Origin of the sequence: Nonomuraea sp. NPDC048826 (assembly GCF_043198225.1) — a bacterium.
Taxonomy (GTDB): Bacteria; Actinomycetota; Actinomycetes; order Streptosporangiales; family Streptosporangiaceae; genus Nonomuraea.
Map to the genome: position 1 here is coordinate 34,994 of NZ_JBICUQ010000016.1, position 25,442 is coordinate 60,435.

The window sequence follows — 25,442 nt, forward strand, 5'->3', positions numbered from 1 at the left end:
GTCCACATGTGTCCTCCCCGTGCGAGGCACCCGGAGCCCGCGCAAGGCCTCGTGCGCCGGATCCTCCGGGCGAGGACCTGCGAGGGCTCCTTCTCCTGGTGCGGATCTATGTGCAGCGGATCGGCGAGATGACGGCCCTTGCGAAGGGGCGGTCTTGTCTCGCCTGCCCGTGGACATGCACATCGTTCCACCCGCCCCGGCAGCTCTCGTAGGGTCCAACGGCCTGATCTTCCCCCAGAACGCCGTTGTCTCGAGATCACAGGATCGTAGCCGCCACCTGCGATCGAGCGGTGATCGATCCAACCGAGGGACGAAGTCCCGGCCACCATGGGGCCTTGGTCTCGGGGCGGGCATCCGCGGCGAAGAGGGCGAACGGCCCTGACCTCGTACCGGCCGGCGATGAGGACACGGAACCGGTGGGGGTGCCGGTCATGGCGAAACGATCGATCATGCGCCGACCGTCCTCGTCCAGGCTGCGGGAACTGGTCGAGCACCTGGCCGAATGCGGCGCGGCCCGGCTGCCGGGGCAGATCGTGGCGGCTGCGGCGGATGTGGGTAGTGGCGCAGGAGCCGGTCCAAGCCGACGTGCGAAGACTGACCGTGCTGAGTGTGCCGATGCCCATGACCACCCGCGGCCAGGTCGTGCTGTGGGTGGCCGGGCGGGCGTTCGACGAGCTCGACGAGGAGTTGCTGATCCGGTTCGCCACCGCGGCGGCCCGTGCTCTGGAGGCCTACCGAGATATGGCTACGGCCGTGCGGATGCTCCGCGGTCCAGGCGTTCGGCGCGCGGGAGATCGCCGTCGACCATCCGTGACCATCGCCGCCGTGCAGGGGACCTTCGCGGGTGTCGCCGCCTGCGACCGCTTGCCAGGGTTGGAGAAGGTTCGACGCCCGGCGCAGCCGGGAGGCGGCAGCCTCGCCGCGGCTGTGCAAGACCCTTGGCGGAGCCCCAGAGGAGATGACAGTCGTGGTACGTGACGTGCAAGCCGTGTGGCAGGCCGACGAGCTCGGTCCGGTCAAGGTGGTGTTCCTGCGGCCGATGCCCCGCATGGCCGCCGTGGTCGTGGTGGACAACCTCGCCCTCGGCCCGGCCATCGGTGGGGTGCGATGGTCGCCGTCGGTGTCGGTGGCGGAGGTCGCCCGGCTGGCCAGGGCGATGACGGTCAAGAACGCCGCCGCCGGTCTGCCGCACGGAGGCGGAAAAGCCGGCATCTACCTGCCGCCGTGCCCGCACGGCCAGGCGCGGCTCGCCGCGATGCGGGCCTTCGCTCACGCGATCGAGCAGCTCACCGACTACATCCCCGGCCCCGACATGGGCACCGACGAGAGCTGCATGGCCGTCGTGCACGACGAGATCGGCCGCGCCGTCGGGCTGCCGGCGATGCTCGGCGGCATTCCGCTGGACGAGCTGGGAGCCACCGGCTACGGCCTGGCCTGCTGCGCCGAAGCGCTGGCCGACGACAAGATCGTCGACCTGGACGGCGCGCGGGTCGTCGTGCAGGGATTCGGCGCCGTCGGCTCGCACACGGCAAGGTTCCTGGCCGAACGGGGCGCCCGTATCATCGCCGTCTCCGACATCGCCGGCGCCACCTATCACCCCGACGGCCTCGACGTGGAAGGGCTGCTGGCCGCCAAACGGGCGGGGCGGCCGGTCGCTGCGTTCGCGGGCGGGACGGCCCGCGAACGCGACGAGATCCTCTGGCAGGAGTGCGAGCTGCTGGTGCCCGCCGCAGGGCCGGACGTGTTCACCGCCGGCAACGCCGCCCGGGTCCGGGCAAAGGTGATCCTGCAGGGGGCCAACATTCCGGCCACCGCCGAGGCCGAGGAGATCTTCCACCGGCGGGGCGTCTTGTGCGTCCCCGACGTCATCGCCAATGCCGGCGGGGTCATCTGCGCCTCGGTCGAGCAGCGGGGCGGCAGCCGCGCGCATGCCTTCACCGCGATCGAGGAAAAGATCCGGGCCAACACGTGCGAGCTGCTCGACCGGGCCGGCTCCGACGACGCGTCGCCCCGCCGGGCGGCCATGGCGATGGCCATGAGCCGCCTGCGCGCCGCGGCCGGCTTTCGGCGCCGTTTCTGACAGCAGATCCGGCCCGAGGTTCGAAGGCGGGCTCACGCCTTCTCCCTGGATCACCCCGGCCACCAAGGAGCAGTGACATGGACACGATCGATGTCAGCGGAACAATCACCGAGATGGCCAGGGTCGCGCGCGTCTTGGCGAGCCGACCACTCAGGACGGCCTCACCGTCATCCCTGTCGCCCGGATCGGCGGCGGAGGTGGCGGCGGCAGGGGGAGCAGGAGGGGGAGCGGCCCGACGAAGGCTTTGCTCACCCTCCGCGCCATCGCCCGGATGCGGCACGCCAAGCGCAAGCGGTGACAAGCCCTGAACTCGCCGGATGCCTTGCGCCGAGCCGCCCGGCCCGGGCGCCCTGCCTCTGCTCACCCTCTTGACCGCGAAGCCTCTGCCCGAGCCGAAGGTCCTTGGCAAAGGAGGACCATCGAGGCCGTACGAGGACCTCGTCCCCGTACCCCCGACCTTCGACGCCCGCCGCGAGATGGCAGTCTTCCTGCGCACCCGGGTACGTGCAACAGCCGCCATCGTCCTGCCCGCCTATGTCGCCACCACCGGCGCCGCCGGCAGCGCCCTGCTGCTCGGCACGCTCGCCGCCTGGTACGAGACCGTGGTGCTGCTGAGCGCTGTGCCGCCCGCGCGCATGCTGGCCGGTCTGGCCTGCGGTGCGCTGTTCCTGGCCTTCGCCGTCGCGCTGACGGCGCTGGCCGCCGCCTGGAGCCGGAGCGTGGCCGGCACGGCGGGCGCCGCGTCGGCCACGCTCCTCGCCGTGGCCCTCGCCGAGGGGATCACCGGTGTGGCGTGGCTGCCCACCCGGCTCGCCGGAGCCATGGAGGAACTGCTGCGCGTCGAACCGGCGAGCGGCCTGCCCGTCGCCGCAGTCACCGCCTCGCTACCGCGATCGCCCTGGGCCGCCGCGAAGAACTGTGAACGCCACCCCCTGCGAGGACCGGCGGCGGCGTGTCCACCTACGCACCGTGTCCACCTACGCACCGTGTCCACCTACGCACCGTGTCCACCTACGCACCGTGTCCACCTACGGCTGCCGGGGACGCCGCCGTGTGTCGTCGGCGCGTTCCCAGGCAAGACCCCACTGCCTGTAGCGCAACTGATCGAGCCACCATCGCGCGCCGGCGAACGACGCCAGAGCCACCAGCGCGGCGACGACCGCGACCAGCAGGCCTGCCGCGATGCCGCGCAGCCGCAGGACCACCGGATCCGGGGGCGGCGAGGTGGACATACCCGAGGAGTCGAGCCACACCGTCACCGTCGAGCCCGCCTTGGCCAGCGCGGGCACGGGCACGGAGGCGATCCGCTCCAAGCCTGCCGAGGTCGTCCAGCGTGCCGTCGCCGTCGGCCGTGCGGCGGGAACCTCCGTGAAGGAGATCCGTGTGACCGGGGCGTCCTCCAGCAGGGTCGCCACGACCCGGTGGCGGGCGACGGCACGCTCCATCTCCACCGCGCTCTCGTAGACCGCCCGTCCGGCCAACACTGCTGGCAACACGCTGACCAGCACCAGCGCCGACGCGGCCAGCAGCACGACGGACTCCCACCGGTCGCAGCGCCGGCGTAGAGGGTTGCCGTCCAGACGGTACCGGCGCAGGCACATTACCATCGGTTCGATCGAGCTCCTCATCGCGCGACCTCCTTGCTCATCACCGTGCAAGCGCCTTCGTGGAAAGGGCAGGGCCGGACGGCTGGACACCACGGGACCTATGTCCCACCCGGGCGCGGGCAGGCACGCCGCTGTGACGGGACGTCGCCGTTCGGGACCAAGGCCGCAGCACCCGTGTCCTTCGCCTCCGGACACGGGCGACCCACGCTGATGTGCTGGTGGTGATCGAGTGAGAGGGGATAACCGTGTCCGTGACGGCATTGCCACGACGCCGCAAGCTGGGCTTGGGGATGGCGACCGCGCTGGTCGTCGGCAACATGATCGGCTCTGGCGTGTTCCTGCTGCCCGCGTCGCTGGCTGCCTTCGGCAGCGCCAGCCTGCTGGCCTGGATGCTCACCGGCACCGGCGCGCTGCTGCTGGCGCTGGTCTTCGCGCGCCTCGGCCGCGCCTATCCCAGGACCGGCGGCCCGTACGCCTACGCCCGGCGCGCCTTCGGCGACTTCGTCGGCTTCCAGACCGCGTGGGGGTACTGGATCGCGGTCTGGGTCGGCAACGCCGCCATCGCCGTCGCCTTCGTCAGCTATCTCGGCTACTTCTGGCCCGCGCTCGGCCAGAGCGCGCTGCCGGCGGCAGGGGTCGCGTTGGCCGCCATCTGGCTGCTCACCGCCGTCAACGTCCGGGGCGTGCGGCAGGGCGGCTGGGTCCAGGCCGTCACCGCCGTCGCCAAGCTGCTCCCGCTGGTCGCGCTGGCCGTGGCCGCGCCGTTCTTCATCGACGCCGGCGACTTCACCCCGTTCAACCCCGGCGACCAGAGCGCCTTCGGCGCCGTCACCGCGGCCGCCTCACTGACGCTGTGGGCGTTCATCGGCATCGAGTCGGCCACCGTCCCGGCCGAGGACGTGGATAACCCCGAGCGGACCATTCCGCGCGCCACCATCGTCGGCACCGCCGTCACCGCCGCCGTGTACATCCTGGGCACCGTCGCCGTCTTCGCCGCCGTGCCCCGCCAGGTACTCGTGAACTCCACCGCGCCCTTCGCCGACGCGGCTGCCGCGATGTTCGGCGGCTGGGCCGGCGCCGCCGTCGCGATCGGCGCGATCGTCAGCGCGTTCGGCGCCCTGAACGGCTGGATCCTGCTGCAGGGGCAGGTGCCGCTGGCCGCCGCCCGCGACGGGCTGTTCCCGCAGGTGTTCGCCAGGGTGTCGCGCTGGGGCACCCCAGCTGTCGGGCTGGTCGTCTCTAGCGTGCTGGTGACCGCCCTGATGCTGCTCAACTACAACGCGAGCCTGGTCGAGCAGTTCAACTTCGTGATCCTGCTGGCCACCTTCACCACGCTGATCCCGTACGCGTACGCGGCGATGGCCCAGCTGATGCTGATGCTCACCGACCGCGAACGGTGCTCCGGCAGGCGGATGGCGCGGGACGGGACGGTCGCGGTCCTGGCGTTCGCGTACACGCTGTGGACCATCGCCGGGTCCGGCTACGAGGTCGTCTACAAGGGCACGCTGCTACTGCTCGCCGGCATCCCCGTCTACGTGTGGCTCAAGCGCCACGACCGCCGCGACACGAGTGTGATCACGAGAAGGCGGCTTGATCGGCCAAGGCGGCCCGGACGAGTTCGTGCCTGGGCCGAAAGACGCACGATCCAGGGCCTTCTCCCGCAGATGCGCACGGTGCAGCTGCTCACACTGAAGGCGAACGAGGAAAGGAGGATGCCATGGCACATCCGATTGTGCACTGGGAGATCGCGGGACCTGATCGCGAGGCGCTGCGAACCTTCTACGAGAGCCTGTTCGGCTGGAAGAGCGAGACCGTCGACGACAACTACGCCCTGGTCCGGCCGGGCGAGGGCATGGACGGCGGCATCATGCGGACCGGCACGGGCGCGCCGCCGTACGTCACCGTCTACGTGCGGGTCGAGGACCTGAATCAGAAGTTGGAGCGCGTCCGCGAACTCGGCGCTGACGTGCGCGTGCCAGCGACGACGATCGGTGAAAGCACGCAGTTCGCGCTGTTCACCGACCCGGCGGGCAACCTGATCGGCCTGCTGTCCACGACCCGGTGAAACGGCGCCGAACGGGCCGGCCGGATACGAGGGAAGGGCGGCGGTCACCTCCGCGGCGGAGCGCGGCCGTCGCCCGTCACCTGGCCCTGCGCCCTGCGACGAGGCCGATCAGCAACGAGGCGACCTCGTCGAGGGGGACGACATGGTCGACGATCTCATCCCGGGTGATACAGGCGCGGCATCGAGAAGTGAGGGGTGCTGGCTTCGTCGGTGACGATGACCGTGCCGCCGAACCGATGGGCGGCAGTGGCGCCCGTCGCGCCGTCGCTGCCCTCCCCGGACAGGACCACCGCGATGACATCGGCGCCGCACGCCAGCGCCAGGTAGCGGGGCTGCCCGTCACACGCGGCCGCCACGGGCAGCTCGGTTGGTCTGGCCAGAATCTCCGGCAGCATGCTCCTGTGATCGGGTGAGACGTGCTGCAGGACGATGACGGCCCTGGCAAAGGTGGCCGGAAGCCCGGACAGCACCCGGCCGGCCGCGTGTCGCCCTCCGGACGAGCACACGATGGCGACGACCGGCACACGTCCGGCGATCGGCTCCGTGGTGCGGTCCATCGCCGTAACGGCGTCCTTGAAGACCACGGGATGCCTCCCTTCGGCCGGCGAAGCGGCGCGGGGCCTGACACTCCGAGTGGCGTACGGGGGTCCCCTGAGCCGCCCGGGACGGCCGGTCCGATCACTTCCTCATCTCGTCCTTGACCAGGCGAAAGACGACCACAGGAGGCTTTGGTCCCGTCGCATCGGTCATCGGTCAACTAGAAGCCGTCGGCGATCGATCGACGCGCGTCGCCGGGTCGAAGGTCCGTGCAGGACGGGACTCTGGCCTCTGCCCGGCCGGTCGGCGGCGGCGGACGATGAGGTCATGAGAATCGGGATCAATGGATTCGGCAGGATCGGCCGAGCCGTCCTGCGCCGCACGCTCACCCTCGACGGCCTCGACATCGTCGCCGTCAACGACATCACCGAGCCGGCCGCGCTGGCCCACCTGCTCAAGCACGACTCCACCTACGGGCCGCTCGATCGGCCCGTCGCCGCCTCGCCCGGCATGCTGGAGGTCGGCGACCGGAAGATCGCCGTCAGCGCCTGCGCCGACCCCGCACAGATCGACTGGCGGGCGCACGGCGTCGAGCTGGTCATCGACGCCACCGGCCGCTTCCGCACCCGCGAGGCGCTGGCCGCGCACCTGAAGGCGGGCGCCCGCAGGGTGCTGCTGTCGGCCCCGGGCAAGGACCTGGACGCCACCATCGTGCCCGGCGTGAACGACAGCACCTACGACCCGGCCCGGCACGAGATCGTTTCGCTGGCCTCGTGCACGACCAACTGCGTGGCCCCGATGGTGAAGGTGTTGCACGAGCGGTTCGGGCTGGTACGCGGCTTCATGACCACCATCCACGCCTACACCGGCGACCAGCGGCTGCTGGACGCCCCGCACAAGGATCCGCGCCGGGCCCGGTCGGCGGCGGTCAACATCGTGCCCACCACCACCGGTGCCGCCCGTATGGTCGGCCGGGTGCTGCCCGAGCTGGACGGCCGCCTGGACGGCGTGGCTATCCGGGTGCCGGTCGAGGACGGCTCGATCACCGACCTGTCGGCCCAGCTGGCCCGCCCGGTCACCGCGGGCGAGGTCAACGACGCCTTCGCCGCGGCCGCCGAGGGCGAACTGCGCGGCATCCTGCGCTACAGCACCGACCCGCTGGTGTCGCGCGACATCGTCGGCGACGCCGCCTCGTGCGTCTTCGACTCCGCACTCACCCAGGCAGGCGGGGACCTGGTGAAGGTCTTCGGCTGGTACGACAACGAGTGGGGGTACGCCAACCGGCTGGTGGAGACGGCCCGACGGATGGCCTGAAACGGCACCGGCCGTCACGTCCGGCTGCGGTAATCCTCCATCTCCCGACCCGCGCAGCCGGACGTGGCAGCCCACGCTCCGGACGAGCCGATCCGGCGGGAAGTGGCGAAGGAGGACAACATGATCGTTACAGGAGTGGACGGCTCCATGGCCGCCCGCGCCGCTGTGCAGTGGGCCGCCGGCGACGCCATGCGCATGCACGTCCCGCTGCTGATCGTGCACGTCACGGGGACCGTTCCGTACCAGGCCGGCAGAAGCGGCGCCGCCTTTCCTCGCAGGACACGGTCGCGCGACGGACGCCGGGCGCTGCGTGAGGCCGAGGCACTGGTTCGCGAGCGGCAGCCGACCATCGAGGTGACGACGAAAGAGGTGACGGGCGAGCCCGCCACGGCTCTGCTCGAGCAGGCAGACGATGGCGTCGAGCTGGTGCTGGGCAGCTACGCGTGTCACGCATCCTTCGGCGCGGTGCCGAGCCCGGTGAACATGCATGTGGCCGAGCTCGTCCGCTGCCCGATCGTGCTGGTGCGGGCTGAGCACCGAACCGTGTACGGCGAGGTCGTGGTGGGAGTGGACGGCTCGCCAGCGTGCGGGCCCGCCTTGACCTACGCCTTTCTCCAGGCCGAACTGCGCGAGGCGACGCTCAGGGTCGTGCACGCCTGGCAGACGCCCGCACACGCCGTCACCGCGGGGAACACCCGCGGCATGAGCGAGGTCACAGCCGAGCGCCTGCTTGCTCGAGACCTGGTCAAGGCCGTCGGACACGATCACCCACGTGTGCCGGTCGTCGAAGACCTCCTGCGCGCCGACCCGGTGACCGCGCTCACCGCAGCGGCCGGGCAAGCCGACCTGCTGGTCGTGGGTTGGGACCGGGCTACCGCACCGGAGCCGCTGGGGCAGGTCAGCCGAGGCGTGCTGCGCCGCGCCCGCTGCCCGGTGGCCGTGGTGCACTCATGGGCCATGCCGGAGGAACGCGGCGATCGACGGCGGCGGTGAGTCCCGGCGATCGGTATGGACGGCGTCACGGTGCTGTCCTCCACGTCCCTCCGCGTCGTCTCTACGGTTGTCTCCTCAGGTGCTTGACCCGGACGATGCCGGGCACGGTACGGGCGAGCAGGTCGGCGATGTGGTCGGCATGCTCGCGGGGCGGGCCGCTCAGCTCGGCGACGCCCTCGCGCACGGCGACGTCCCAGCTCGGGCCGAACGGGTACTGTTCGCGCAGCGCCGCCTCGACGGCCGTGCGCAGCTCGTCGTCGGGACGGGCGAGCATGGCCATCAGGTCGCGGCGGCTGACCATGCCGACGATCTCGTGGCCGCGCAGCACTGGCAGGCTCTTGATCCGCTTACCCACCATGAGGTCGATGGCGGTGGTGACGTCGGTGGTCTCGGTGACCGTGACGGCCTGCCCGGTCATCACCTCCATGACGCGGCGGCGCGGCGGCTCGGCCGCCGCGCGGACCGGCATCGCGGTGGCGCGCGGGTCCGGCTCGAACTCGCCACGCAGCAGGTCCAGCTCGCTGACCACGCCCACCAGCCGGTCGACGTCGTCCACGACGGGCGCGGCGGTGATGTCGTGCACATACAGCGTCCGGATCGCCCGCCGCACCGAGTCAGTGCGGCGGACAGTGATGGCCGGGCTGCTCATGACCTCGCGAACGAGCATGATTACCTGCCTTCCCAGGCGGAGTCGTCCTGTTTCCAGGTGAGCTTGTCGACGACGTCGACCACGCCGTTGACGCGGCCGATCATGCGGACGGCGATCGCGGCCTCGGACCGGCGGTCCATCCAGCCGGACAACGTCACGACGCCCTGGCGCACCTCTACCCGCACGCCGTCGGTGTCCACCCACAGCGCCCGGTCGAGGATGTCCTCGCGGATCTCGGCGGCGATCTCGGCATCACCTCTGGTGAACAGCTTCACCAGGTCGCGGCGGCTGACGATGCCCATAAGATGGCGGTCCTCGTCGACGACGGCCAGCCGTTTGACGGCGTGCGTGTCCATCAGGCGGGCGGCGGTGACCGCCGAGGCCCGCGGTGAGACGGTGATCGCGGGGCTGGTCATCAGCTCGCCGGCGGTCTCGCCCTCGGCCTTCTGCCGCCCCTTGGGGTGGCGCAGCCGGGCGCGCAGCGGCGGGCGGTAGCCCTCGCGGTAGAACTGCTCGCGGAACTCCTCCTTACGGAGCAGGTCCGCCTCTGACACCATGCCGATCACGCGGCGGTCGTCGTCCACGACGGGCATGGCGCTGATGCCGCCTTCGATGAGCGCTTCGGCGATGTCCTTGAAGGGGGTGGGAGCGGTGACGGAGACGACCTCGGTCGTCATCACGTCGGTGACAGTGATACGCATGCCGATCAGTCCCTTTCCGGCTCCTGCGCACAAGGGCGGGAGCCCGTCGGCCCGGGCCCGGCCGGCAGGATGCCGGCCGCGACACTACCCAGGTGGTACGTGGCCGTGACGTCGCCCTTCCCGGCAACGGCCGGCGAAGCGATCCTGTCCGGGGCCGGGGGACGTCCTTCGGTGCCTGCGGCATGTCGGAGATCTTCGCGATCCCGGCACATGATGCCGTCCATGCGTTCCTCCTCGTCGGCCGTCCTCATCACACATCGCGCAAACGGCAGGTTTCAGAGGCAAAGGTCCCTAACCGGGCGGTCGTAGGTCGCCACACGGATTCCGGGGCCGAGGCGCCGCGACGACGCAAGGCTTCAGGCGAGCGGGCTCGACCCGCTCCGGCGTGCTCGGGCGGCCTGCACCGCGGCCGCCCGTTCCGTCTCGTCCAAACCGAGCTCCAGCTGAGCGAGAGCCTCCTGCAAGGCCGGCACCCAGCGTTCCCGCAACGCCCTGATCCGGGTGGTCGTGGTGGCGGTCTCCTCGGCCATCAGGCGCAAAGCCTCGCGCGCGGCCGCATGCCGGGTTGCGGCCTCCAGAGCCGCCCGGCAGGCGTGCCGTGCCACAGGCACCGCGGCGCTGGCCGCGAGACTCTCCCGATGGTCGGGGAAGCGGCAGCAGACGCGGCCGGGGAAGGCCACGCCCATCACCTCAGCCCACTCGACAGTGATCTCAGCGGGCGGGCCCGGCGCCAGCGCCTGCTCGCCCGCCAGCGTGGCGGCGCGCAGGGTCCAGGTCTCCGCCTCGGCCTGGGCGGCCGCCCAGGCGCGTGCGGTGCGGTCGCTGGCCAGCCGCAAACGTTCCTGCTCCCGCAGCAGGATACGGAGCCTGCGATCCAGCAGGTCGATGCCGCGACGGGCCGTGGTGAGGCGGCGGCGCAGCCACAGCCGTCCCATGCGACCGGCAGGCGCGAGTATCCTCATCCGCCCTCCCGGTAGCAGGCGTCCAGCGCGTCCTGCCCGAGCATGGCCAGCTCGCGCCGCGGCAGCACCGAGACGACCCTCCAGGCCCGGTCGAACGTCTCCTCGAGCGTGCGCTCCTCGTCCGCGCGCTGGGTCAGCAGATGCGCGGCGAAGGCGCGCGCCAGATCGAGGTGGCCGCGGTCGGTCGCGCTGAGCGCCCCGGCCCCGACAAGCTCGGCCAGTTCCCCGGCCTGCCGGGCGCGCGCGAGCGCGGCCAGCGTCTGGGCTGCCAGGGCCATGTGCTCCGGCCGGGTGCGGCCTTCGCCCACGCCGCGGCGCATCAGCCGCGACAGCGAGGCCAGCGCGTCGATCGGCGGGTAGACGCCGGCCTCCGGAGACAAGACGATCTGCCCCTCGGTGATGTAGCCGGTGAGGTCCGGCACAGGATGCGTGATGTCTCCGGCAGGCATCGTCAGCACTGGCAGCAGGGTCAGCGAGCCAGGCCTGCCGCGTACTCGGCCGCAGCGCTCGTACAGCGAAGCCAGGTCGCTGTAGAGATAGCCGGGATAGGCGCGGCGGGCCGGGATCTCGCCGCGAGCGGCCGACACCTCGCGCAGCGCCTCGCAGTAGCTGGTCATGTCGGCCATCACGACCAGCACGTGCCGGCCCAGCTCGAAGGCCAGGTGCTCGGCCACGGTCAGCGCGATCCGGGGCGTCAGGACCCGTTCGATTACGGGATCGTCGGCCAAGTTCAGCAGCAGCACCAGCTCGCCGGCGGCCGAGCGCAGCTCCAGCGCGTCCCGCACCGATGCGGCGTCGGCGTGCGTCAGCCCCATCGCCGCGAACACGACGCTGAACGGTTCGCCGCCGGCATGGGACTGGGCGGCGATCTGCGCGGCCAGCTCCAGGTGCGGCAGGCCCGCCGCCGAGAACAACGCGATCTTCTGGCCGCGGACCAGGGTGGTCAGCAGGTCGATGGCCGACATCCCGGTCAGCACCGGTTCGGCGGGTGGCACCCGCCAGGTGGGGTTGAGCGGGTAACCGCCCGCGGGAGCCGTGGACGTGCCGAAGACGGCGGGGCCGCCGTCCAGTGGCTGGCCGCGGCCGTCGCAGACGCGGCCGAGCCAGCCGGGCCCGACCGGCACGCGCAGCGGCGAACCGGCGAAGGCGACCCGCGTCCTGTCCCCGGCCATGCCCGAGGTGCCCTCCAGCACCTGGACCAGAGCGAGATCGCGGTCCACCTCCAGTACCAGGCCGTGCCGGGTCTCGCCGGAAGGCAGCCGGATCGTCGCGAACTCGTCCCAGCCGACTCCCGACACGCCGCTGACCACGGCCAGCGGGCCGCGCAGCTCGCTGAGCGAGGTGTACTCAAGCTCTATCATGGCCGCTCCTTGGCACGCAGGACGTCGGAGAAGTCGCGGGTCTCGATCTCGCCGGCCGGCACGCCCTGTTCGGCCAGCCGCAGGCACTCGTCGACAACGTCGAGGATCTGGCTGGTCAGGCGGCCGGTGCGCTCGGGAGCGCAGTAGGCGTCGGCGGCACTGAGCGCGCTCTGCTGGAGCAGCCCTTCCCGCAGCAGCCTTCCGGCCAGCAACACGACCCGCTCGCGCGCGGGGAAGGCGGCGGGGCCGACCAGCTCGGCCAGTGCGGAGAGCCGGTCGGCCTCCGCGAGCAGGCCCGCCACGCGCGTCCGTGCCACCACCCAGTCCCGCCGGCCGTTCCTGACGTGCCAGCCGGCCAGGGCGGCGTCGTCCCGGGAGAATGAATCGTTCCACGTCACGGCCGGATAGTGGCGGGCGTAGGCGAGGGCGCGGTCCAGGTTCCACACCGTTCTCACGAAGCGCTGGGTGTGCGTGGTGACCGGCTCGGTCAAGTCGCCTCCCGGCGGGGAGACCGCACCGATGATCGTCACCGATCCCGGCTCGCCGCCGAGCGTGGTGACTAGGCCCGCCCGCTCGTAAAAGGCGGCGATGGCCGAGGCCAGATCGGCCGGGTACCCCTCCTCGGCCGGCAGCGCGCCGCCGCGGGAGGCGAACTCGCGGCGGGCCTCGGCCCAGCGGGAGGTCGAGTCGGCGATCACCACGGCGTGGTAACCCATGTCGCGGAAGTGCTCGGCCACAGTCACGCCCGTGTAGACGCTCGCCTCGCGCGCCATCATCGGCATGTTCGAGGTATTGGCTATCACGACGGTACGGTCCATTAGCCGCCCCCCGGTACGCGGGTCGGCCAGCTCGCGCAGCTCGGCCAGCACGTCGGCCATCTCGTTGCCGCGCTCGCCGCAGCCGATGTAGACGACCACGTCGGCGTCGCACCACTTGGCGATCTGCTGCAGCAGCACCGTCTTGCCGGTGCCGAAGCCGCCGGGTACCGCCACGGTCCCGCCCCGCCGTACCGGAAGCAGCAGGTCGATGACGCGCTGCCCGGTGATGAGCGGCACCTGCTCGTCCAGCCTGCCCCTGTACGGCAGTCCGCGGCGTACCGGCCAGAGCCGCTCCATGGTGACGTCCCGCCCGCTCACGCTGGCCACGGCAGCGTCGGCGGCGTAGCCGCCCGCGGGACGGATGGCCGTGACCGTGCCGCCGGGGGACAGGACGAGATAGGGCAGAGTGCCCGAGCCGTCCACTGAGCCGATCGGCGTGCCCGGCGCGACGGGCGTGCCCGCCGATACCAGCGGCCGGAAGGGCCGCAGCCTGCGGCCCGGGGCCCGCAGAGGCGCCGGCTTCAGCCACATGTCCGTGCCGTCCAGCGGCCGCAGCAGGCCGTCGAAGATGCCACCCAGCAGGTGGGGACCCAGCCTGGCCGACAGCGGGCCGCCCAAGGACACGACGCGGGCGCCGGGCTCGAGCCCGCCGGTGTACTCATACGCCTGGACGGTGGCGTGGTCGCCGGTCAATGCCACGATCTCGCCCGGAATGCCGCCGATGTCCACGAGCTCGAACATGGCGGCCCCGCCGAGGCCGTCCACCTCGACCAGCGGCCCGTTGACCCGCGTCATTCTCGCCACAGCCGCTCAACCTCCGCTCCCATCTCGTCGATCGCCCGGGCGGCCAGCGTGGGCAGGCCGGCGTCGACGCGGCGGCCCGGCGCCTGCCCGACTATGCCGCCGTCGGGGTGCGCGGCCAGCGTGTGGCCGGCGCCGAGCCGGTCGCCGACCAGGTCGCGCAGCCGGCGCAGCAGCCTCTGGTCATCGCGCAGGCGGCTCGCCGCCGCGGCGGCATGCGAACGGAGTTCCTCCAGCGCCTCCCGGCGGGCGGTCAGGATCAGTCGGCGCGCCTCGCGTTCGACCTTGATGCGCTCGGCCTTGTCGTCGGCGGCGGCCTGCGCCAGGCCGTCCGCGCGGGCGGCTGCCAGCAGCTCGCCGACTTCCCGGCGGGCGGCGGCGACGCGCCCGGTGGCCTCGTTCTCCGCCTGCGAGCGCACCTGCTCGGCCTCCTGACCGGCCGTGCGCAGCAGCTCCGCTCGCAGCGCGGCGATCGAGTCGTTCATCTGCCCTCACCTGCTCTTTCGCCCATGATCACGGTGAGCCGGCCGCGTACCGGGCCCAGCGCCCGGGCGGCCATGGGCGTGAGCACGACCACGAGGACGTCCGGCGGCAGCGTCTCCCACGCCCGGCGCACCTCCTCGAGGTTGCCGGCCGGCAGCGTGAGCGCGCCGGCCAGCCCGAAGTCGGCTACTCTGGCGCGCTCGCCGAGCACCGCGATGCGGCCCATCACGCCCTGCCGATCAGGATGATCCCGACGACCAGCCCATAGATGGCGATGCCTTCGGCCAGGCCGACGATGACGATGGCGCGGCCGAACAGCTCCGGCCGCTCGCTCAGCGCCGCCAGCGCGGCGGCACCGGTGTAGGCGACCGCCACACCCGCTCCGATGCACGAGCCCGCCACCGCGATGGCGGCGCCCAGCAGCGCCGCCCAGTTCGCCTCGGCGGCCCGCGCGGCGCCCTCGGCGCCCGCCGCCGTGCCGGACACCGCCACGATCAGGAGCGTGACAGCGAGGAGGACGATGACGGAAGTGACGGTGAGGACACCTCGCTTGAACCAGACGGACATGCCGATCCCTCCAACGGGACGTGCCAGGGGCGGAAGGGCCGCCCCTCGGTTTCGAAGACGCGCGAGAACAGCTCGTAGTACTCCAGGCGCAGCGCCTGGATCGCCACCACCAGCCCCTCCAGGGCGAAGGCGACCGCGTTGCCCAGCAGGAACACCACGACCGCGGCGGGCGACGGCCACAACCCGGCGGTGTTCTCCCAGACGATCGCGCCGATCGCGGCGTGCGTGAGGCCGAAGGCGGCCAGCCGGGCGAACGACGCCACGTTCGAGCCCAGGCTGACGACCACGTCGAACAGCTCCATCACGGCCTGCGTGACCCCGCCGCCCTCCGCCACGAAACCCGCCAGCACCAGCCCAAGCCCGGCCACCGCCACCGCGATCCCGCCGCCCAGCAGCCAGCCCAGACCGGTGTACCAGCCGGCGGCCACCAGCCCGACGCCGAGGAAGGCCGCCGCCCCCGCCACGCCCGAGCGGGCATAAAGCGCCAGCGGCCAGCCGCCCTCGCGCCACCGGTTCACGCTGCCCAGCAGGTACGCGCCGCCGAGCAGCAGGCCGCCGACGCCGAGCGCGGCCAGCAGCAGCGGGATCGGCTCGGCCATGGGCTCCAGCCAGAGCACCGGCACCCACCCGGTGGGGCCGAAGAACTCGCCGTACAGCAGCCCGAACAGCACGCTGGTCACGCCCGCTCCCGCCGCGAACGGCCACATCCGGCGCAGGCGCGGCAGCCGCCCCGACAGCAGCAGCCCGGCCAGGGCCAGCAGCAGCAGCCCGTGCCCGGCGTCGCCGAACATCATGCCGAACATCAGCATGTAGGCGGCCATGGCCAGCGGAGCGGGATCGACGTCCGCGTACGGCACCGCCCCGTATGTCTCGACCAGCATGTTGATCGATCCGCGCACCCCACCCGGGCGCAGCAGGGAAGGCGCCTGCACCCCGCGCGGATGCGGCAGCGGCATCACCGCGCCGCCCAGCGGGGCCAGCCGGTCCGCCAGCGCCGCGACGGCGGGTTCCGGCATCCACCCGGGCAGCGCCGCCACACCGTCGCGCACCACCGCCGCGTCGGCGAACGCCTTCAGGTCCGGACCGCCTTCGAACTCCACGCATCCGGCATCGCCCACCTGGGCGAGCACCTCTCGCATGCGGGACAGCGGCGCCGCCACGGCGACCCGCGCCATCCGCACCGGCCGCCACCGCGTCCTCGCCTCAGACCTGCGCATCCTCACTCCCCACTCCGCGCGCGAGGCGGGCCAGCGCCGCCCGCGTCCGCCAGGCGTCGGCGGCCAGCACGGCCAGCGCGCCGATGACCGGTTCCAGCCCGAACCCCGATCCGGCGAGCAGGGCCCAGCCGTCGTGATCGATCCGCTGCCAGCAGCGGACCTCGCCGCGCCACAGCTGTTCGGGCTCGTCCAATCCGTCGAGCGCCCAGGCCGCCGCCACCGGCAGCCGGCTGGCCAGGTCCGCGAGCGACGGCGCGTGCGCCGCCTCGGCCCCCAGCAGCGCCACGGCCCGGTCCGAGGTTCGCGAACCCAGTTCCCGCCGCTCCAGAAAACGTTCTCTGGCCACGAGCAGCGCCGCCGCTCCCGCCGCCCACGGCAGCGCCGGATCGAGCGCGTCGGCCACACGCGCCGCCCAGGACAAGCGCATGCCGAGCTGGATCTCCCGCGGGCTGTCCTCGCCCGGGTCGCCCCAGGCGGAGGAGGCCAGTTCCGCGCGGAGCGCCCGCGGGTCGGCAGCCCTGCTCAACCGCGACCACGAGGTGGCCAGCGCCCCCAGCTCGAACGGCGCGTCCGCACCGGCGAGCAGGGCGTCGACGTTGGCGATCTCGAACCAGCGGGCCAGCGTCCGCAGAGCGTCCGCCCCCTGCCGGGGCACCCAGCCGGCCAGCACCCGCGTGTGCCACAACAGTGTGGCCGCCACGGCGTTCTGGGCTCGGGCAGGGTCCAGACCAGGGCGGACGTCGTGACCGTAGGGGCCGATGGACAGGGTTTCGACGGCGGCCTCGAAGCTCCCGGATCGCGCCAGTTGCACGGCTCCCGCCTCGCCCAGCCGGCGCCGCACCAGAGCCTTCGCCCTGGTCGCGCCCGCGACCCAGGCGCCGCTCACGGCTCGGCCCCCAGCGCCCGGATCCGGTCGAGCACCCGCTCGACCAGGTGCGGCAGCCGGGACCGTGCGCGCTCGCGGATGTCGTGCGCCGTTCGCCGCGCCTCATCCAGCAGGGCCGCGTTCTCGGCCAAGACCCGGCTCCGGGCCACGGCGAGAGCATCGGCGCGTTCGGCGGCCGTACGGGAGCGCGCGTCGGCCAGGATGGCCTCACAGCGCTCGCCGGCCTGCCGCTCCGTCTCACGAGCGTCCTTCTCGGCCTGTTCACGCATATCCGAGCAGGTCCGCGCCGTCTCCGCCAGCGCCGCGAAGACGGGTTCGAGTTCGGCTTCACGGCAGGCGCGCAGGTCGGCCGGCACCGCCGCCGGTGCGGCGGCGCCCGGCACCCCCGCCGGACGGAACCGGCCGGCGAACTCCCGCAGCCGCGCCATGACGCAGCCCTCCCTTCACCCGCTCCGGACGCCCTGCCGGGCCCGATCGGGGACGATCAGAACCGGCTGGTCGGCGAACTCGACGATGGCGGCCTCGCCCGCATGCGCGTCGCCCGAAGTGCCCACGGCGAGGCCGACGATCACGAGGTCCGCCTGCCAGATACGCGTCTCGGCCAGCAGGCACCTGGCCAGCTCGCCACCCTTGAGCGTGGTGTGCGCCGGCACGCCCGCCCCATGAGCGAGCTGCACCACCTTCCGCAGCACGTTCTCGCCCGCGACCTCTCTGCGCCGGGCGACGTCACGCGCGGTGGAGACCCTGCCCACCGCGTCGGTCAGCACATGATCCTCGACCGTGTGGAGCACACGCAGCTGTGCCCGCGTGGCGGCGTCGAGGTCGATGGCCGGGCGCGCCGCCTTCAGCGCCGCAGAGGAGTCATCGACGGCGAGCAGAATCTTCTCGATCATGGCGTGTTGTCCTTGTGCGGGACGCCTTCGAGCCTGCCGGCGCGTTCGGTGCCGCCGACCCTGACGTCCTCCCTGACGACGCTCATGGCGAGGCCCCCTCTGCTTGCGGTCCTGACTCCAAGTTCAGGCGCGGCGCGCTCGCCCGGCGAGGGCAGAAAGTCGTCGTCGGCGGGCCGAAAGACACGGCTTTCCGGACTCCTGTGAGGGGGCCGGTGGACAGACAGGACGAAGGTCACGAACCGTAGGACCTTCGGTGGTGGTGCCGTCCACGCCGCTGGGATGCGCTGGAGGAAAAGGGACCGAGGAGGACGATGACGATGATCATCGTGGGAGTCGACGGGTCGCGGGCCGGGCTCGAGGCGGTCGGCTGGGCAGCCCGGGAGGCGGTCATCCGGCAGACTGGGCTGACGGTGGTGCACGCGCTGTCGCGGTGGGTCTGCGAACGCGACGACGGCCGCTACGCCGAAGTGGCCGCCTGGATGCGCCGGAGCGGCCAGGAGGTGCTCGATGCCGGCGAGGAACGGGCCCGCCGCGAGGGACGTGAGGTCAAGGTGATGGCCGACCTGCTGCCCGGCGATCCGCGCACCGCCCTGATCAGGGCGTCACAAGCGGCCGAACTGCTGGTGATCGGCAGCCACGGGATCGGCGGGATGCGTGGGCTGCTCGTCGGCTCGGTGGCCCACGGTGTCGCCGGCCGCGCGGCCTGCGACACGGTCGTGGTGTCTGCGCTGCCCTCACTGTCCCGGGGCGAGATCGTGGTGGGAGTGGACGGATCGTACCGGTCCCGGTTCGTGCTGCGAGCCGGCTTCGCGGAGGCCGGACGGCGGGGAGCGAGGCTGCGCGCCGTCCATGCCTGGGCCTGGCCGCGGCGGGACGGATTCCAGCCGGCCGACCCCGGTGAGGAGGGCCGAGCGCTGCCCCTGCTGCAGGAGCTTGTCACCGAGTGCGGCGAGCCGCACCCCGACGTGCCCGTGGTGGCGGAGGTGGTGCACGGCCACCCCGTCGAGGTCCTGCGGCAGACGGCCACCGGCGCCGACGTGCTCATGGTCGGATCACACGGGCACGGCACGTTCGCCGGGATGGTGCTCGGCTCGATCAGCCAGGAACTGCTGCACCGCGCGCCCTGCCCGCTGTGGGTGGTGCCCACCGCGGCGCAGATCCCGGCCTGAAAGGCGGAGGGGCGTTCGATCGCGGTCGTTCGATTCGGAGCGAAACGCCGCGACATGGTCAAGCTCGGAGAAAGACACACGCTGAAGGAGCGGCGTATGCGATGGGAAGAGATGTCCAAGCGGCAGCAGGGCCTTGTGCTGGCCCTGATGTCGGCCGAGGCGGCGCTGACGATCACTGCGGTCGTGGACCTGGCGTTCGGCCCCAAGGAGACGGTACGGGGCCGCAGAGGGCTGTGGTGGCTGGGCATCTTCGTCCAGCCGGTCGGCCCGATCGTCTACCTGTTGTGGGGGCGGCGGCGCCCTCGCAACAGGGCCAAGCAGCCCCGAAAATCGCGTAGGACCGGGCCTGTCGAAAAGGGGGCCGATCGTCCGCGCCCACAGGCCCTTTTGCTCTGATGGCACCTCCCGCGAGTCGGGTGTGCTGAGGCTGTGGGATCGGCAACCACGAGAGAGGAGGCTGCCATGGCTCTGCTGGAACGTGGAGGCATGAGGTTCCCGTTCCCGGCGCTGACGGAGTGGCTGGAGCACCCGATGTTCGGGTTCCGGCCGTTCGGCCAGATCATCCGAATTGAGGACTACGTCGCCGACAGCCGGTACGTGCTGCGGGCCGAGCTGCCCGACGTCGACCCCGATAAGGACGTCGAGGTCACCGTGGAAGACGGCGTGCTGTTCATCCGGGCCGAGAAGACCCGCAAGCTCGCCGAGCCGCACCGCTCCGAATTCGTCTACGGCTCGCTCACCCGGGCGGTGATGCTGCCCGCCGCGGCGAAGACGGGCGACGTCAAGGCCACCTACAAAGCCGGCGTCCTCGAGATCAGCGTGGGGCTGGCCGAGAGCGAGAAGGAGGAGGGGAGGCGGATCACCGTCGAGCACTGAGGCCGCAGCGCGGGCGGGAGCCGGAAAGGCTCCTGCCCGCCTTCGAAATCGGCGCGAATCGTGTGGCCGTCCGATCATGCTGCGGATGGCGCCCGTGTGCAGATCTTCCCAACCTGCCCCTCGCACCTGCGCGTTTGCCGCCCGACTGAAGCATGCCACCGCAGCTGGGCGGGTGGCGGGACCAAGGACCTCCTGATCGGGGACCTCGACCTCGTGCAACGCGACGGCCCTCGCGGGAGGTTGCGAGCTGCGGATCGTGCATGTCCGCGAACAGTGGCCCTACAGCGGGGACATGCACGAGTACGGAACCCAAATCCTGGCGGAAGCAGTAGAACGGGCGCGCGAGCTGACCCTCGGCGTCGCGGTGAGCACGCGATCGCGGTCCGGCAACGTGGTCGACACTCTGATCGAGGAGTCGGCCGAGGCAGACAGCGTGGTCCTGGGAAGCCGCGGACTGGGCGGATTCACCGGGCTGATTGGCGGTTCCGTCGGGCTGGGCGTCACCGGGCACGTCGCCCTCGCCGCCGGTGCCAGTGGCAGGTGCACATCAGCCTTCTGACTATCGAAAACGGCAGTTGACGTACAGCCTGACATGCTCCATCCGTGCTTCTCGCTGATGCGCTTCGTCCAGGTGGAACGAAGGCCGCGTTGTAGCCGCCGCTGCCTATCTCGCACCCCCGCATGCCAGGCTCGACCTGTGCCGCTTCCAGCATGGTGGCCTGGAGATGGGGTGCGGATACGGAGCTGAGGGCCAGCCCGTCGCCGTCCCGCTTGACGATCGGCGCGTTGTCCACCCCGTAGGCGGCTTCCAGTGGCTCGCCGGGCGTGAACAGGTGGCGCGGCGCGATCGCGAAGGCCGCCGCCACAAGCTCGGACTGGATCGCCCTCTGACGGCACAGCTCACGCAGCATGGAAGCGCGAAACAGCGCTGCGGCTTCCTCGACGTCGTCGTCGATGGGCGCATCGGTCACGATGGTCCCTTTCTTGTCCACGGCGGGCTTGTGATTGGTCGTCGGTTCGGCGCGGCTGCTGCGGCCTGGAGCCGGTCAGCGTCGCCTCGGCGGGCCGATCAGTTGGGACGCAGGTGGGCGGCCAGCAGGGTCTGTCCGCAGGGCAGTCGGGTGGCGTGCACGATCGTCAGCCCGGCCTGTTCCGCCAGCCTGCGCAGGTGTGAGACGCGGCGCACCCGGCCGCCCTGGAACAGGGACATCATCCGGATGTCGGTGGCGTACCAGGGGCTGGGCGTGCTGGTGCGCCGGGGCAGCATGCCCTCGACGATCCACACCTGCCCGCCGGCGTTGTCGCGCAGAGCGTGACCTACCTCGGTCAAGAGGCTGAGGCACGCTTCGTCGCTGTAGTTGTGCAGGATCGACGACAGCAGATACCGCTGCGCGCCCCGGGGGACCTCCTCGAAGATGTCGGCTGCGATGATCTCGATGCGGCCGAGCAGGCCCTGCTCCTTCAGGTGGGCGTGGGCGCGGGCGGTGACGCCGGGGCGCTCGGCCAGGACGCCTCGCAGATGCGGGTGGGCGTGCACGAGGGCGGCCAGGACTCCGCCCAGGCCGCCGCCGAGGTCGGTCACGCGCCGGATGTCGGTCCAGCCGTCGAGGGAGGCGAGGTCGCGGCCGACGGCGGTGCTGCGCGCGGTCATGAACCGGTCGAACTGGTCGGCCAGTCCAGGGGTGCAGGCGAGGTATTCGTACACCGGTTGACCTTCCGGTTGGGTGGGTTGTCCGCGGCGGACGGTGTGGGCCAGGCGTCCGATCGCGTTCCACCAGTACGTCGAGCCCGCCACCAGGACCGCGTACCGCTGGGACGGGCTGGCCTCGGCGGTGAGGACGTGGCCGAGCTCGGTGAGCCGGTAGCCGGTGGGGCTGCAGGAGACGAAGCCGCGGGCGTGCAGCCAGCTCAGCAGCCGGCTCATCGCGTCCGGGTCGGCTCCGCAGGTGTCGGCCAGTTCGTCGCCGGTCATCGTCTGGGTCGCGAGGGCTTCGAAGACGTCCAGCTCGACGGCGGCGTGCAGGGCGGCGAAGTCCGGGACGGCGTCGAGCATCTTCTGGACCTGCTGGTACGGGTCGGCGAGGCTGAGTGCGTCGGAGTGCTGGTGGAGGGTCATGGCGCGGGCACCTTTGACGGCGAGGCGGCGGGCGTCGAAGGGGTGGCCGGGGGAGGTGGTGGCGCCGGAGAGTGGTGGACGGCAGGGGGTGGAATCAGGAATCGGCTGACGTCGAGTTCGCTCGCGATGTACTGGTGTTCCAGCATCACGTCGGCCACCCGTTGGATGCGGTCCGGGTGGAGGTTCATGGGGAAGGTTCCCAGGGTGATGGTCGCCGCCGTCTCCGGGCTGATCTTGGTGTAGGTGGGCAGCGTGTCGGTGATCACCTGCCGGTCCTGGGCGTCGGCCTGAGCCTTGAGGATGGCGCGCTGGAAGGCGGCGACCTGGCGGGGATGGGTGCTGGCATAGTCGGCGGTGGTGGCCCAGCCGGCGATGGGCCAGTTCTCGGTCTGGCCCTGCATCACGTCGTAGAGGGTCTCGCCGCCGGTCTTCTGGTAGGCGGTGATGAACGGCTCGGTCATCCAGGCGACATCGATCTTCCCTGCTTGGAGCGCGGGGATCATGTCCGGGAGCGGCATCTCGGAGAACCGCACGTCCTCGGCGGTCAAGCCGGCGATCTTCAGGGCGGCTTCGGTGGTGAGCGTGCCGACCGACCGCAGGGTCGCGACCGCGATGTGCTTGCCTCGCAGGTCGCCCAGCCCCTTGATGGGGGAGTTCTTGCCGACCATGAGCTTGAAGGTGTTGGGAGCCGACTGGTAGGCGTCGGCGACGATGCGCAGCGTGCCGGGCTGGCGGTCTTCGGCGAGCACGGCGGCGGTGTAGTTCATGATCGAAAAGTGCAGGGCTCCGGATTTGAGCTTGGGCAGGGCGACGCCGCCGCCCTGGACGGTCTCGATCTCGACGTGAAGCCCTTCGGCCTCGAAGTAGCCCCTCATGTTCGCGAGGGGGACGGTGACGCAGTCTGGGATGGGCATGATCCCGACCTTGACGTTCTGCAGAGGGCGGCCGCTCGGGGGAGTGGCTGACGGCTGAGCTCCGCACCCCGTGGCGACCACGATAAGTGCAAGCCATATTGCTCTGTGTAGCGGCTTCATTGGTGAACATCCCAAGGCGTACAAAGTGGAAGGGGACATCTGGCAGGGCAGGGGCGCCCGGCCGCACCGTGACAGGGGGGTCAGCGCGGCGCGGCCGGGCAGCTCGTAGCGGCCGGCCGAACAGCTCGGCTAGGCCTCGTCCTGATCAGGAGCCGACTCCGGCTCCTGACCGTCATCGTCGTGCGCGGGAGCAGCGGCCATCGTGTGCCAATCTCCCGGGTGAGCCAGAACAGCGCGATACCGGCGTCCATGGGTCAGCTCTCCTTCGTGACATGGAGGACGGGGCAGGGGGCGGTGGCCTGTCACTGCCCCGTCCTGCCTTCCGCGTCGGCCGCCGCATCCGCCGAGCAGGCGACCTACGGCTGGGGTGGGCCGCGCAGAGCATGAGGTGGACGCCCGTGGCCAGATGCGGGTGCGACGAATCTCCGCATCGGGCCACGAGCAGCTGAAGGCGGCGAAGCCCCCGGTATGGCCGTAGCTCCGGACCATCCCGTAAGGCGCGCTTCGCCGCTGCTCTGAGGAGCCGCCGTTCATCCGGCCGGCTCGGGGACGACATGCTGATCTTCGACGAGGGGGCGTACCTCGGCGGCCACGGCCAGGAAGTACGGTGCCCGCGTGTCCGGCCCGGCCGCGGGATCCGCCCGCCACAAGGCGGTGGTGACCAGGCCGGGCCACAGCGGCACACACCCGGGCAGCACCAGATCGGCGATCTCCTGCGCCCGGCGCAGGTAAAGCCGCTCACCGGTCTGAGCCTGGTAAAAGTCGCGGGCGGCCTCGACCTGCTCGGCCGTGTAGTGGGGCTGGTCGCTGGTGGCGTGCGTGACTAGCAGCAGGCTGCCCTTCGGCAACCAGTCGTGTGCCGCCTCCATCACCGCGCCGACCTCATCATCAGCAAGGAAGTGCAGAACCGCGCCGAGCACCAGGCACACCGGCAGCTCGAAGTCGACCCGCATGCGCACCTCGGGCCGGCTGAACACGTCGTCGAGGTCACGCACATCGGCCTCGACCATGGTCACCCGCGGGGCGCGCAGCAGGGCGCGCCCGTGCGCGCACACCACCGGGTCGCGGTCGACGTAGACGAAACTCGCGCCGGGCTGTCGGTCATGAACCACTTCATGCAGGTTGGGCGGCTGGTCAGGCAGCCCGGAGCCGAGGTCGAGGAACTGGCCGATCCCCAGATCCGCCGCGGCGGACACCATGCGGCGCAGGCAATCGCGGGTGCCCGGCACGATGCGCGCCATCCCCGGCAGAATCTCGTCGAGCGCGGCGGCGTTGTCCTCGTCGATCTGGAAGTGGTCCTTGCCCTCACCGAGCGCTCCGTACAGACGGGCGGTCGTCGACTGCCGAGGCAGGGATTCGACGCCGGACGTGGGGGCGCGATCAGGGAGGTTCATCGAGTGCTGACCTCCGACACGGGTTGAAGGGGAGTGGCTGGCACGGCGGCGGCGCAGGAGTTGTCCTGCTCAGCCCGCAGTTCCGCGTACCGGGCGGCGACCCGCCGGGCGGCCTCCTCCAGATACTCGGTGCGTACGTAGGTGTAGAGGCGGTGCCCCTTGACCGAGGTGCGGCCCGTCCACCACCACCAGCGATGCCCGTCCGTCCAGCAGACCAGCTCCGTGTCCACCGACACCAGAGCGACCTTGCCGCCGTGGTGGACCTCCGACGCGACACGATGCCCCTGCCACAGCTCGGCTTGGATCCGGTACGCGGCGACGCCGGCCAGGCCCGGTTCGCCGGTCCATGTATGCAGATGGCCGGCGTACGTGGCGGCGATGTGGTCGGTGGGAGTAGGGGGCGGCATGAGAAGGAGTCCTTCCGGGACGTTGGAATGCTGGAGGCTGTCGACGGCGCGGTTGGCTTCCACTCCCTGGAGGGCTCCTTGAACCTGTTGGGGCAGGTCATCCCACGTATATGGGCTCACCAGGTCCACCTTCTTCGGGTTCCGGGTTCGGGATTGGCGGTGGTCCGCTGCCGTGCGCAGCGGGAGGAGACGATCAGCTCGGGCCCGTCGGGGTGACGGGCATGGGGCAGGGCTACGCACGCGCCTATCCGGCCGGCGCTGAAAGCAGAAAGGCGAGCCGGTCAGCGGTGGCCAGTTCGTCGCCCTGCTCGCCGAGCTCGTATCCGTAGTCCGTGAGGTATCGGTGGTCGACGGTGGTCACCACCGCACCGATGCGCGGATGCAAGGGGTTCCCGACGGCTACGGTGCCGTTCTCCCTCACCGTCACGGACAACCCGCGCGTCCTGAGAATCTCGTGGAGAATGGCCGGAGGATTCGCGTCCATGCCTCGATCCCACCGTTCTGAGCATGCA

28 protein-coding genes and 2 pseudogenes are annotated in these 25,442 nt (G+C 71.5%); 9 read left to right on the top strand and 21 right to left on the bottom strand.

Annotated features, from left to right (window positions below; translation table 11 throughout):
* Positions 1-958 precede the first annotated feature (958 nt).
* Entirely contained in the window at positions 959-2,080 is a 1,122-nt protein-coding gene (locus ACGFI7_RS40485) for a Glu/Leu/Phe/Val dehydrogenase (RefSeq protein WP_393414731.1), read from the top strand.
* Positions 2,081-2,612: 532 nt separating this feature from the next.
* Here the strand turns inward: ACGFI7_RS40485 and ACGFI7_RS40490 are convergent.
* The gene (locus ACGFI7_RS40490) at positions 2,613-2,903 is read right to left on the bottom strand and encodes a hypothetical protein (RefSeq protein ID WP_393414734.1); all 291 of its coding nucleotides are present in this window, start codon (positions 2,901-2,903) and stop codon (positions 2,613-2,615) included.
* Positions 2,904-3,108: 205 nt separating this feature from the next.
* Entirely contained in the window at positions 3,109-3,687 is a 579-nt protein-coding gene (locus ACGFI7_RS40495; RefSeq protein WP_393414737.1) for a hypothetical protein, read from the bottom strand.
* 290 nt (positions 3,688-3,977) lie between these two features.
* On the opposite strand from ACGFI7_RS40495, the pseudogene ACGFI7_RS40500 reads away from it, so the two are divergent.
* Together ACGFI7_RS40500 and ACGFI7_RS40505 are read left to right on the top strand one after the other, a co-directional pair.
* Positions 3,978-5,144: pseudogene (locus ACGFI7_RS40500) on the top strand (amino acid permease); the annotation flags it as partial.
* Positions 5,145-5,404: 260 nt separating this feature from the next.
* Positions 5,405-5,752 carry a VOC family protein gene (locus ACGFI7_RS40505; protein WP_393414740.1) on the top strand — a complete coding sequence of 116 codons (348 nt, stop codon included), beginning with the start codon at positions 5,405-5,407 and terminating at the stop codon, positions 5,750-5,752.
* Between the two features lie 155 nt (positions 5,753-5,907).
* Here ACGFI7_RS40505 and ACGFI7_RS40510 read toward each other — a convergent pair whose 3' ends face one another.
* Positions 5,908-6,336 carry a chemotaxis protein CheB gene (locus tag ACGFI7_RS40510; RefSeq protein ID WP_393414743.1) on the bottom strand — a complete coding sequence of 143 codons (429 nt, stop codon included), beginning with the start codon at positions 6,334-6,336 and terminating at the stop codon, positions 5,908-5,910.
* Positions 6,337-6,616: 280 nt separating this feature from the next.
* On the opposite strand from ACGFI7_RS40510, the gene gap reads away from it, so the two are divergent.
* Together gap and ACGFI7_RS40520 are read left to right on the top strand one after the other, a co-directional pair.
* Complete coding sequence (gap, locus tag ACGFI7_RS40515; RefSeq protein WP_393414746.1) at positions 6,617-7,603, top strand: type I glyceraldehyde-3-phosphate dehydrogenase; 987 nt, start codon at positions 6,617-6,619, stop codon at positions 7,601-7,603.
* A 120-nt stretch (positions 7,604-7,723) separates the two neighbouring features.
* Entirely contained in the window at positions 7,724-8,596 is an 873-nt protein-coding gene (locus tag ACGFI7_RS40520) for a universal stress protein (protein WP_393414749.1), read from the top strand.
* A gap of 61 nt (positions 8,597-8,657) precedes the next feature.
* Here ACGFI7_RS40520 and ACGFI7_RS40525 read toward each other — a convergent pair whose 3' ends face one another.
* The 12 genes from ACGFI7_RS40525 to ACGFI7_RS40580 form a co-directional block, all read right to left on the bottom strand.
* The gene (locus tag ACGFI7_RS40525) at positions 8,658-9,263 is read right to left on the bottom strand and encodes an HPP family protein (RefSeq protein ID WP_393414752.1); all 606 of its coding nucleotides are present in this window, start codon (positions 9,261-9,263) and stop codon (positions 8,658-8,660) included.
* A 2-nt stretch (positions 9,264-9,265) separates the two neighbouring features.
* Positions 9,266-9,946: a CBS domain-containing protein gene (locus tag ACGFI7_RS40530; RefSeq protein ID WP_393414755.1), complete on the bottom strand. Its 681-nt coding sequence runs from the start codon at positions 9,944-9,946 to the stop codon at positions 9,266-9,268.
* 356 nt (positions 9,947-10,302) lie between these two features.
* Positions 10,303-10,908, bottom strand: coding sequence for a V-type ATP synthase subunit D (locus ACGFI7_RS40535; RefSeq protein ID WP_393414757.1), 606 nt, complete (start codon positions 10,906-10,908; stop codon positions 10,303-10,305).
* Complete coding sequence (locus ACGFI7_RS40540) at positions 10,905-12,269, bottom strand: V-type ATP synthase subunit B (protein ID WP_393414760.1); 1,365 nt, start codon at positions 12,267-12,269, stop codon at positions 10,905-10,907. The genes ACGFI7_RS40535 and ACGFI7_RS40540 overlap by 4 nt, the downstream gene beginning before the upstream one ends.
* A complete protein-coding gene (locus ACGFI7_RS40545) occupies positions 12,266-13,882 on the bottom strand; it encodes a V-type ATP synthase subunit A (RefSeq protein ID WP_393414977.1) in 1,617 nt (538 codons plus the stop codon). Before ACGFI7_RS40545 ends, ACGFI7_RS40540 begins: the two co-directional genes overlap by 4 nt.
* Positions 13,879-14,373 carry a V-type ATP synthase subunit E family protein gene (locus tag ACGFI7_RS40550; protein WP_393414763.1) on the bottom strand — a complete coding sequence of 165 codons (495 nt, stop codon included), beginning with the start codon at positions 14,371-14,373 and terminating at the stop codon, positions 13,879-13,881. The genes ACGFI7_RS40545 and ACGFI7_RS40550 overlap by 4 nt, the downstream gene beginning before the upstream one ends.
* The gene (locus tag ACGFI7_RS40555; RefSeq protein ID WP_393414766.1) at positions 14,370-14,597 is read right to left on the bottom strand and encodes a hypothetical protein; all 228 of its coding nucleotides are present in this window, start codon (positions 14,595-14,597) and stop codon (positions 14,370-14,372) included. The genes ACGFI7_RS40550 and ACGFI7_RS40555 overlap by 4 nt, the downstream gene beginning before the upstream one ends.
* The gene (locus ACGFI7_RS40560; RefSeq protein ID WP_393414769.1) at positions 14,597-14,938 is read right to left on the bottom strand and encodes an ATP synthase subunit C; all 342 of its coding nucleotides are present in this window, start codon (positions 14,936-14,938) and stop codon (positions 14,597-14,599) included. The genes ACGFI7_RS40555 and ACGFI7_RS40560 overlap by 1 nt, the downstream gene beginning before the upstream one ends.
* The gene (locus ACGFI7_RS40565; protein ID WP_393414772.1) at positions 14,866-16,155 is read right to left on the bottom strand and encodes a V-type ATPase 116kDa subunit family protein; all 1,290 of its coding nucleotides are present in this window, start codon (positions 16,153-16,155) and stop codon (positions 14,866-14,868) included. The genes ACGFI7_RS40560 and ACGFI7_RS40565 overlap by 73 nt, the downstream gene beginning before the upstream one ends.
* A complete protein-coding gene (locus ACGFI7_RS40570) occupies positions 16,142-17,041 on the bottom strand; it encodes a hypothetical protein (RefSeq protein WP_393414775.1) in 900 nt (299 codons plus the stop codon). Before ACGFI7_RS40570 ends, ACGFI7_RS40565 begins: the two co-directional genes overlap by 14 nt.
* On the bottom strand, positions 17,038-17,469 hold the full coding sequence (locus ACGFI7_RS40575) for a hypothetical protein (protein WP_393414778.1): 432 nt from the start codon (positions 17,467-17,469) through the stop codon (positions 17,038-17,040). The genes ACGFI7_RS40570 and ACGFI7_RS40575 overlap by 4 nt, the downstream gene beginning before the upstream one ends.
* Positions 17,470-17,484: 15 nt before the next feature.
* Complete coding sequence (locus ACGFI7_RS40580; RefSeq protein ID WP_393414781.1) at positions 17,485-17,934, bottom strand: universal stress protein; 450 nt, start codon at positions 17,932-17,934, stop codon at positions 17,485-17,487.
* 311 nt (positions 17,935-18,245) lie between these two features.
* Here ACGFI7_RS40580 and ACGFI7_RS40585 point away from each other — a divergent pair, with 311 nt between their 5' ends.
* From ACGFI7_RS40585 to ACGFI7_RS40600, 4 genes and pseudogenes are all read left to right on the top strand, one after another.
* Positions 18,246-19,103 (top strand): universal stress protein, encoded by an 858-nt coding sequence (locus tag ACGFI7_RS40585; protein WP_393414783.1) that lies wholly within the window; start codon positions 18,246-18,248, stop codon positions 19,101-19,103.
* A gap of 96 nt (positions 19,104-19,199) precedes the next feature.
* Positions 19,200-19,499, top strand: a complete 300-nt coding sequence (locus tag ACGFI7_RS40590) for a PLD nuclease N-terminal domain-containing protein (protein WP_393414786.1) — start codon at positions 19,200-19,202, stop codon at positions 19,497-19,499.
* A gap of 66 nt (positions 19,500-19,565) precedes the next feature.
* Entirely contained in the window at positions 19,566-19,979 is a 414-nt protein-coding gene (locus ACGFI7_RS40595) for an Hsp20/alpha crystallin family protein (RefSeq protein WP_393414788.1), read from the top strand.
* A gap of 238 nt (positions 19,980-20,217) precedes the next feature.
* Positions 20,218-20,538, top strand: a pseudogene (locus tag ACGFI7_RS40600) (universal stress protein); the annotation flags it as partial.
* Here the strand turns inward: ACGFI7_RS40600 and ACGFI7_RS40605 are convergent.
* The 6 genes from ACGFI7_RS40605 to ACGFI7_RS40630 form a co-directional block, all read right to left on the bottom strand.
* Positions 20,480-20,971, bottom strand: coding sequence for a hypothetical protein (locus ACGFI7_RS40605; RefSeq protein WP_393414791.1), 492 nt, complete (start codon positions 20,969-20,971; stop codon positions 20,480-20,482). The pseudogene ACGFI7_RS40600 and the gene ACGFI7_RS40605 overlap by 59 nt on opposite strands.
* Before the next feature lie 77 nt (positions 20,972-21,048).
* Positions 21,049-22,095, bottom strand: a complete 1,047-nt coding sequence (locus ACGFI7_RS40610) for a methyltransferase (RefSeq protein ID WP_393414794.1) — start codon at positions 22,093-22,095, stop codon at positions 21,049-21,051.
* Positions 22,092-23,168, bottom strand: a complete 1,077-nt coding sequence (locus ACGFI7_RS40615; protein ID WP_393414797.1) for an ABC transporter substrate-binding protein — start codon at positions 23,166-23,168, stop codon at positions 22,092-22,094. The genes ACGFI7_RS40610 and ACGFI7_RS40615 overlap by 4 nt, the downstream gene beginning before the upstream one ends.
* Positions 23,169-23,659: 491 nt before the next feature.
* Positions 23,660-24,523 (bottom strand): SAM-dependent methyltransferase, encoded by an 864-nt coding sequence (locus ACGFI7_RS40620; protein ID WP_393414800.1) that lies wholly within the window; start codon positions 24,521-24,523, stop codon positions 23,660-23,662.
* Positions 24,520-24,993: a hypothetical protein gene (locus tag ACGFI7_RS40625; RefSeq protein WP_393414803.1), complete on the bottom strand. Its 474-nt coding sequence runs from the start codon at positions 24,991-24,993 to the stop codon at positions 24,520-24,522. Before ACGFI7_RS40625 ends, ACGFI7_RS40620 begins: the two co-directional genes overlap by 4 nt.
* A 181-nt stretch (positions 24,994-25,174) precedes the next feature.
* A complete protein-coding gene (locus ACGFI7_RS40630) occupies positions 25,175-25,414 on the bottom strand; it encodes a hypothetical protein (protein ID WP_393414806.1) in 240 nt (79 codons plus the stop codon).
* Positions 25,415-25,442 lie beyond the last annotated feature (28 nt).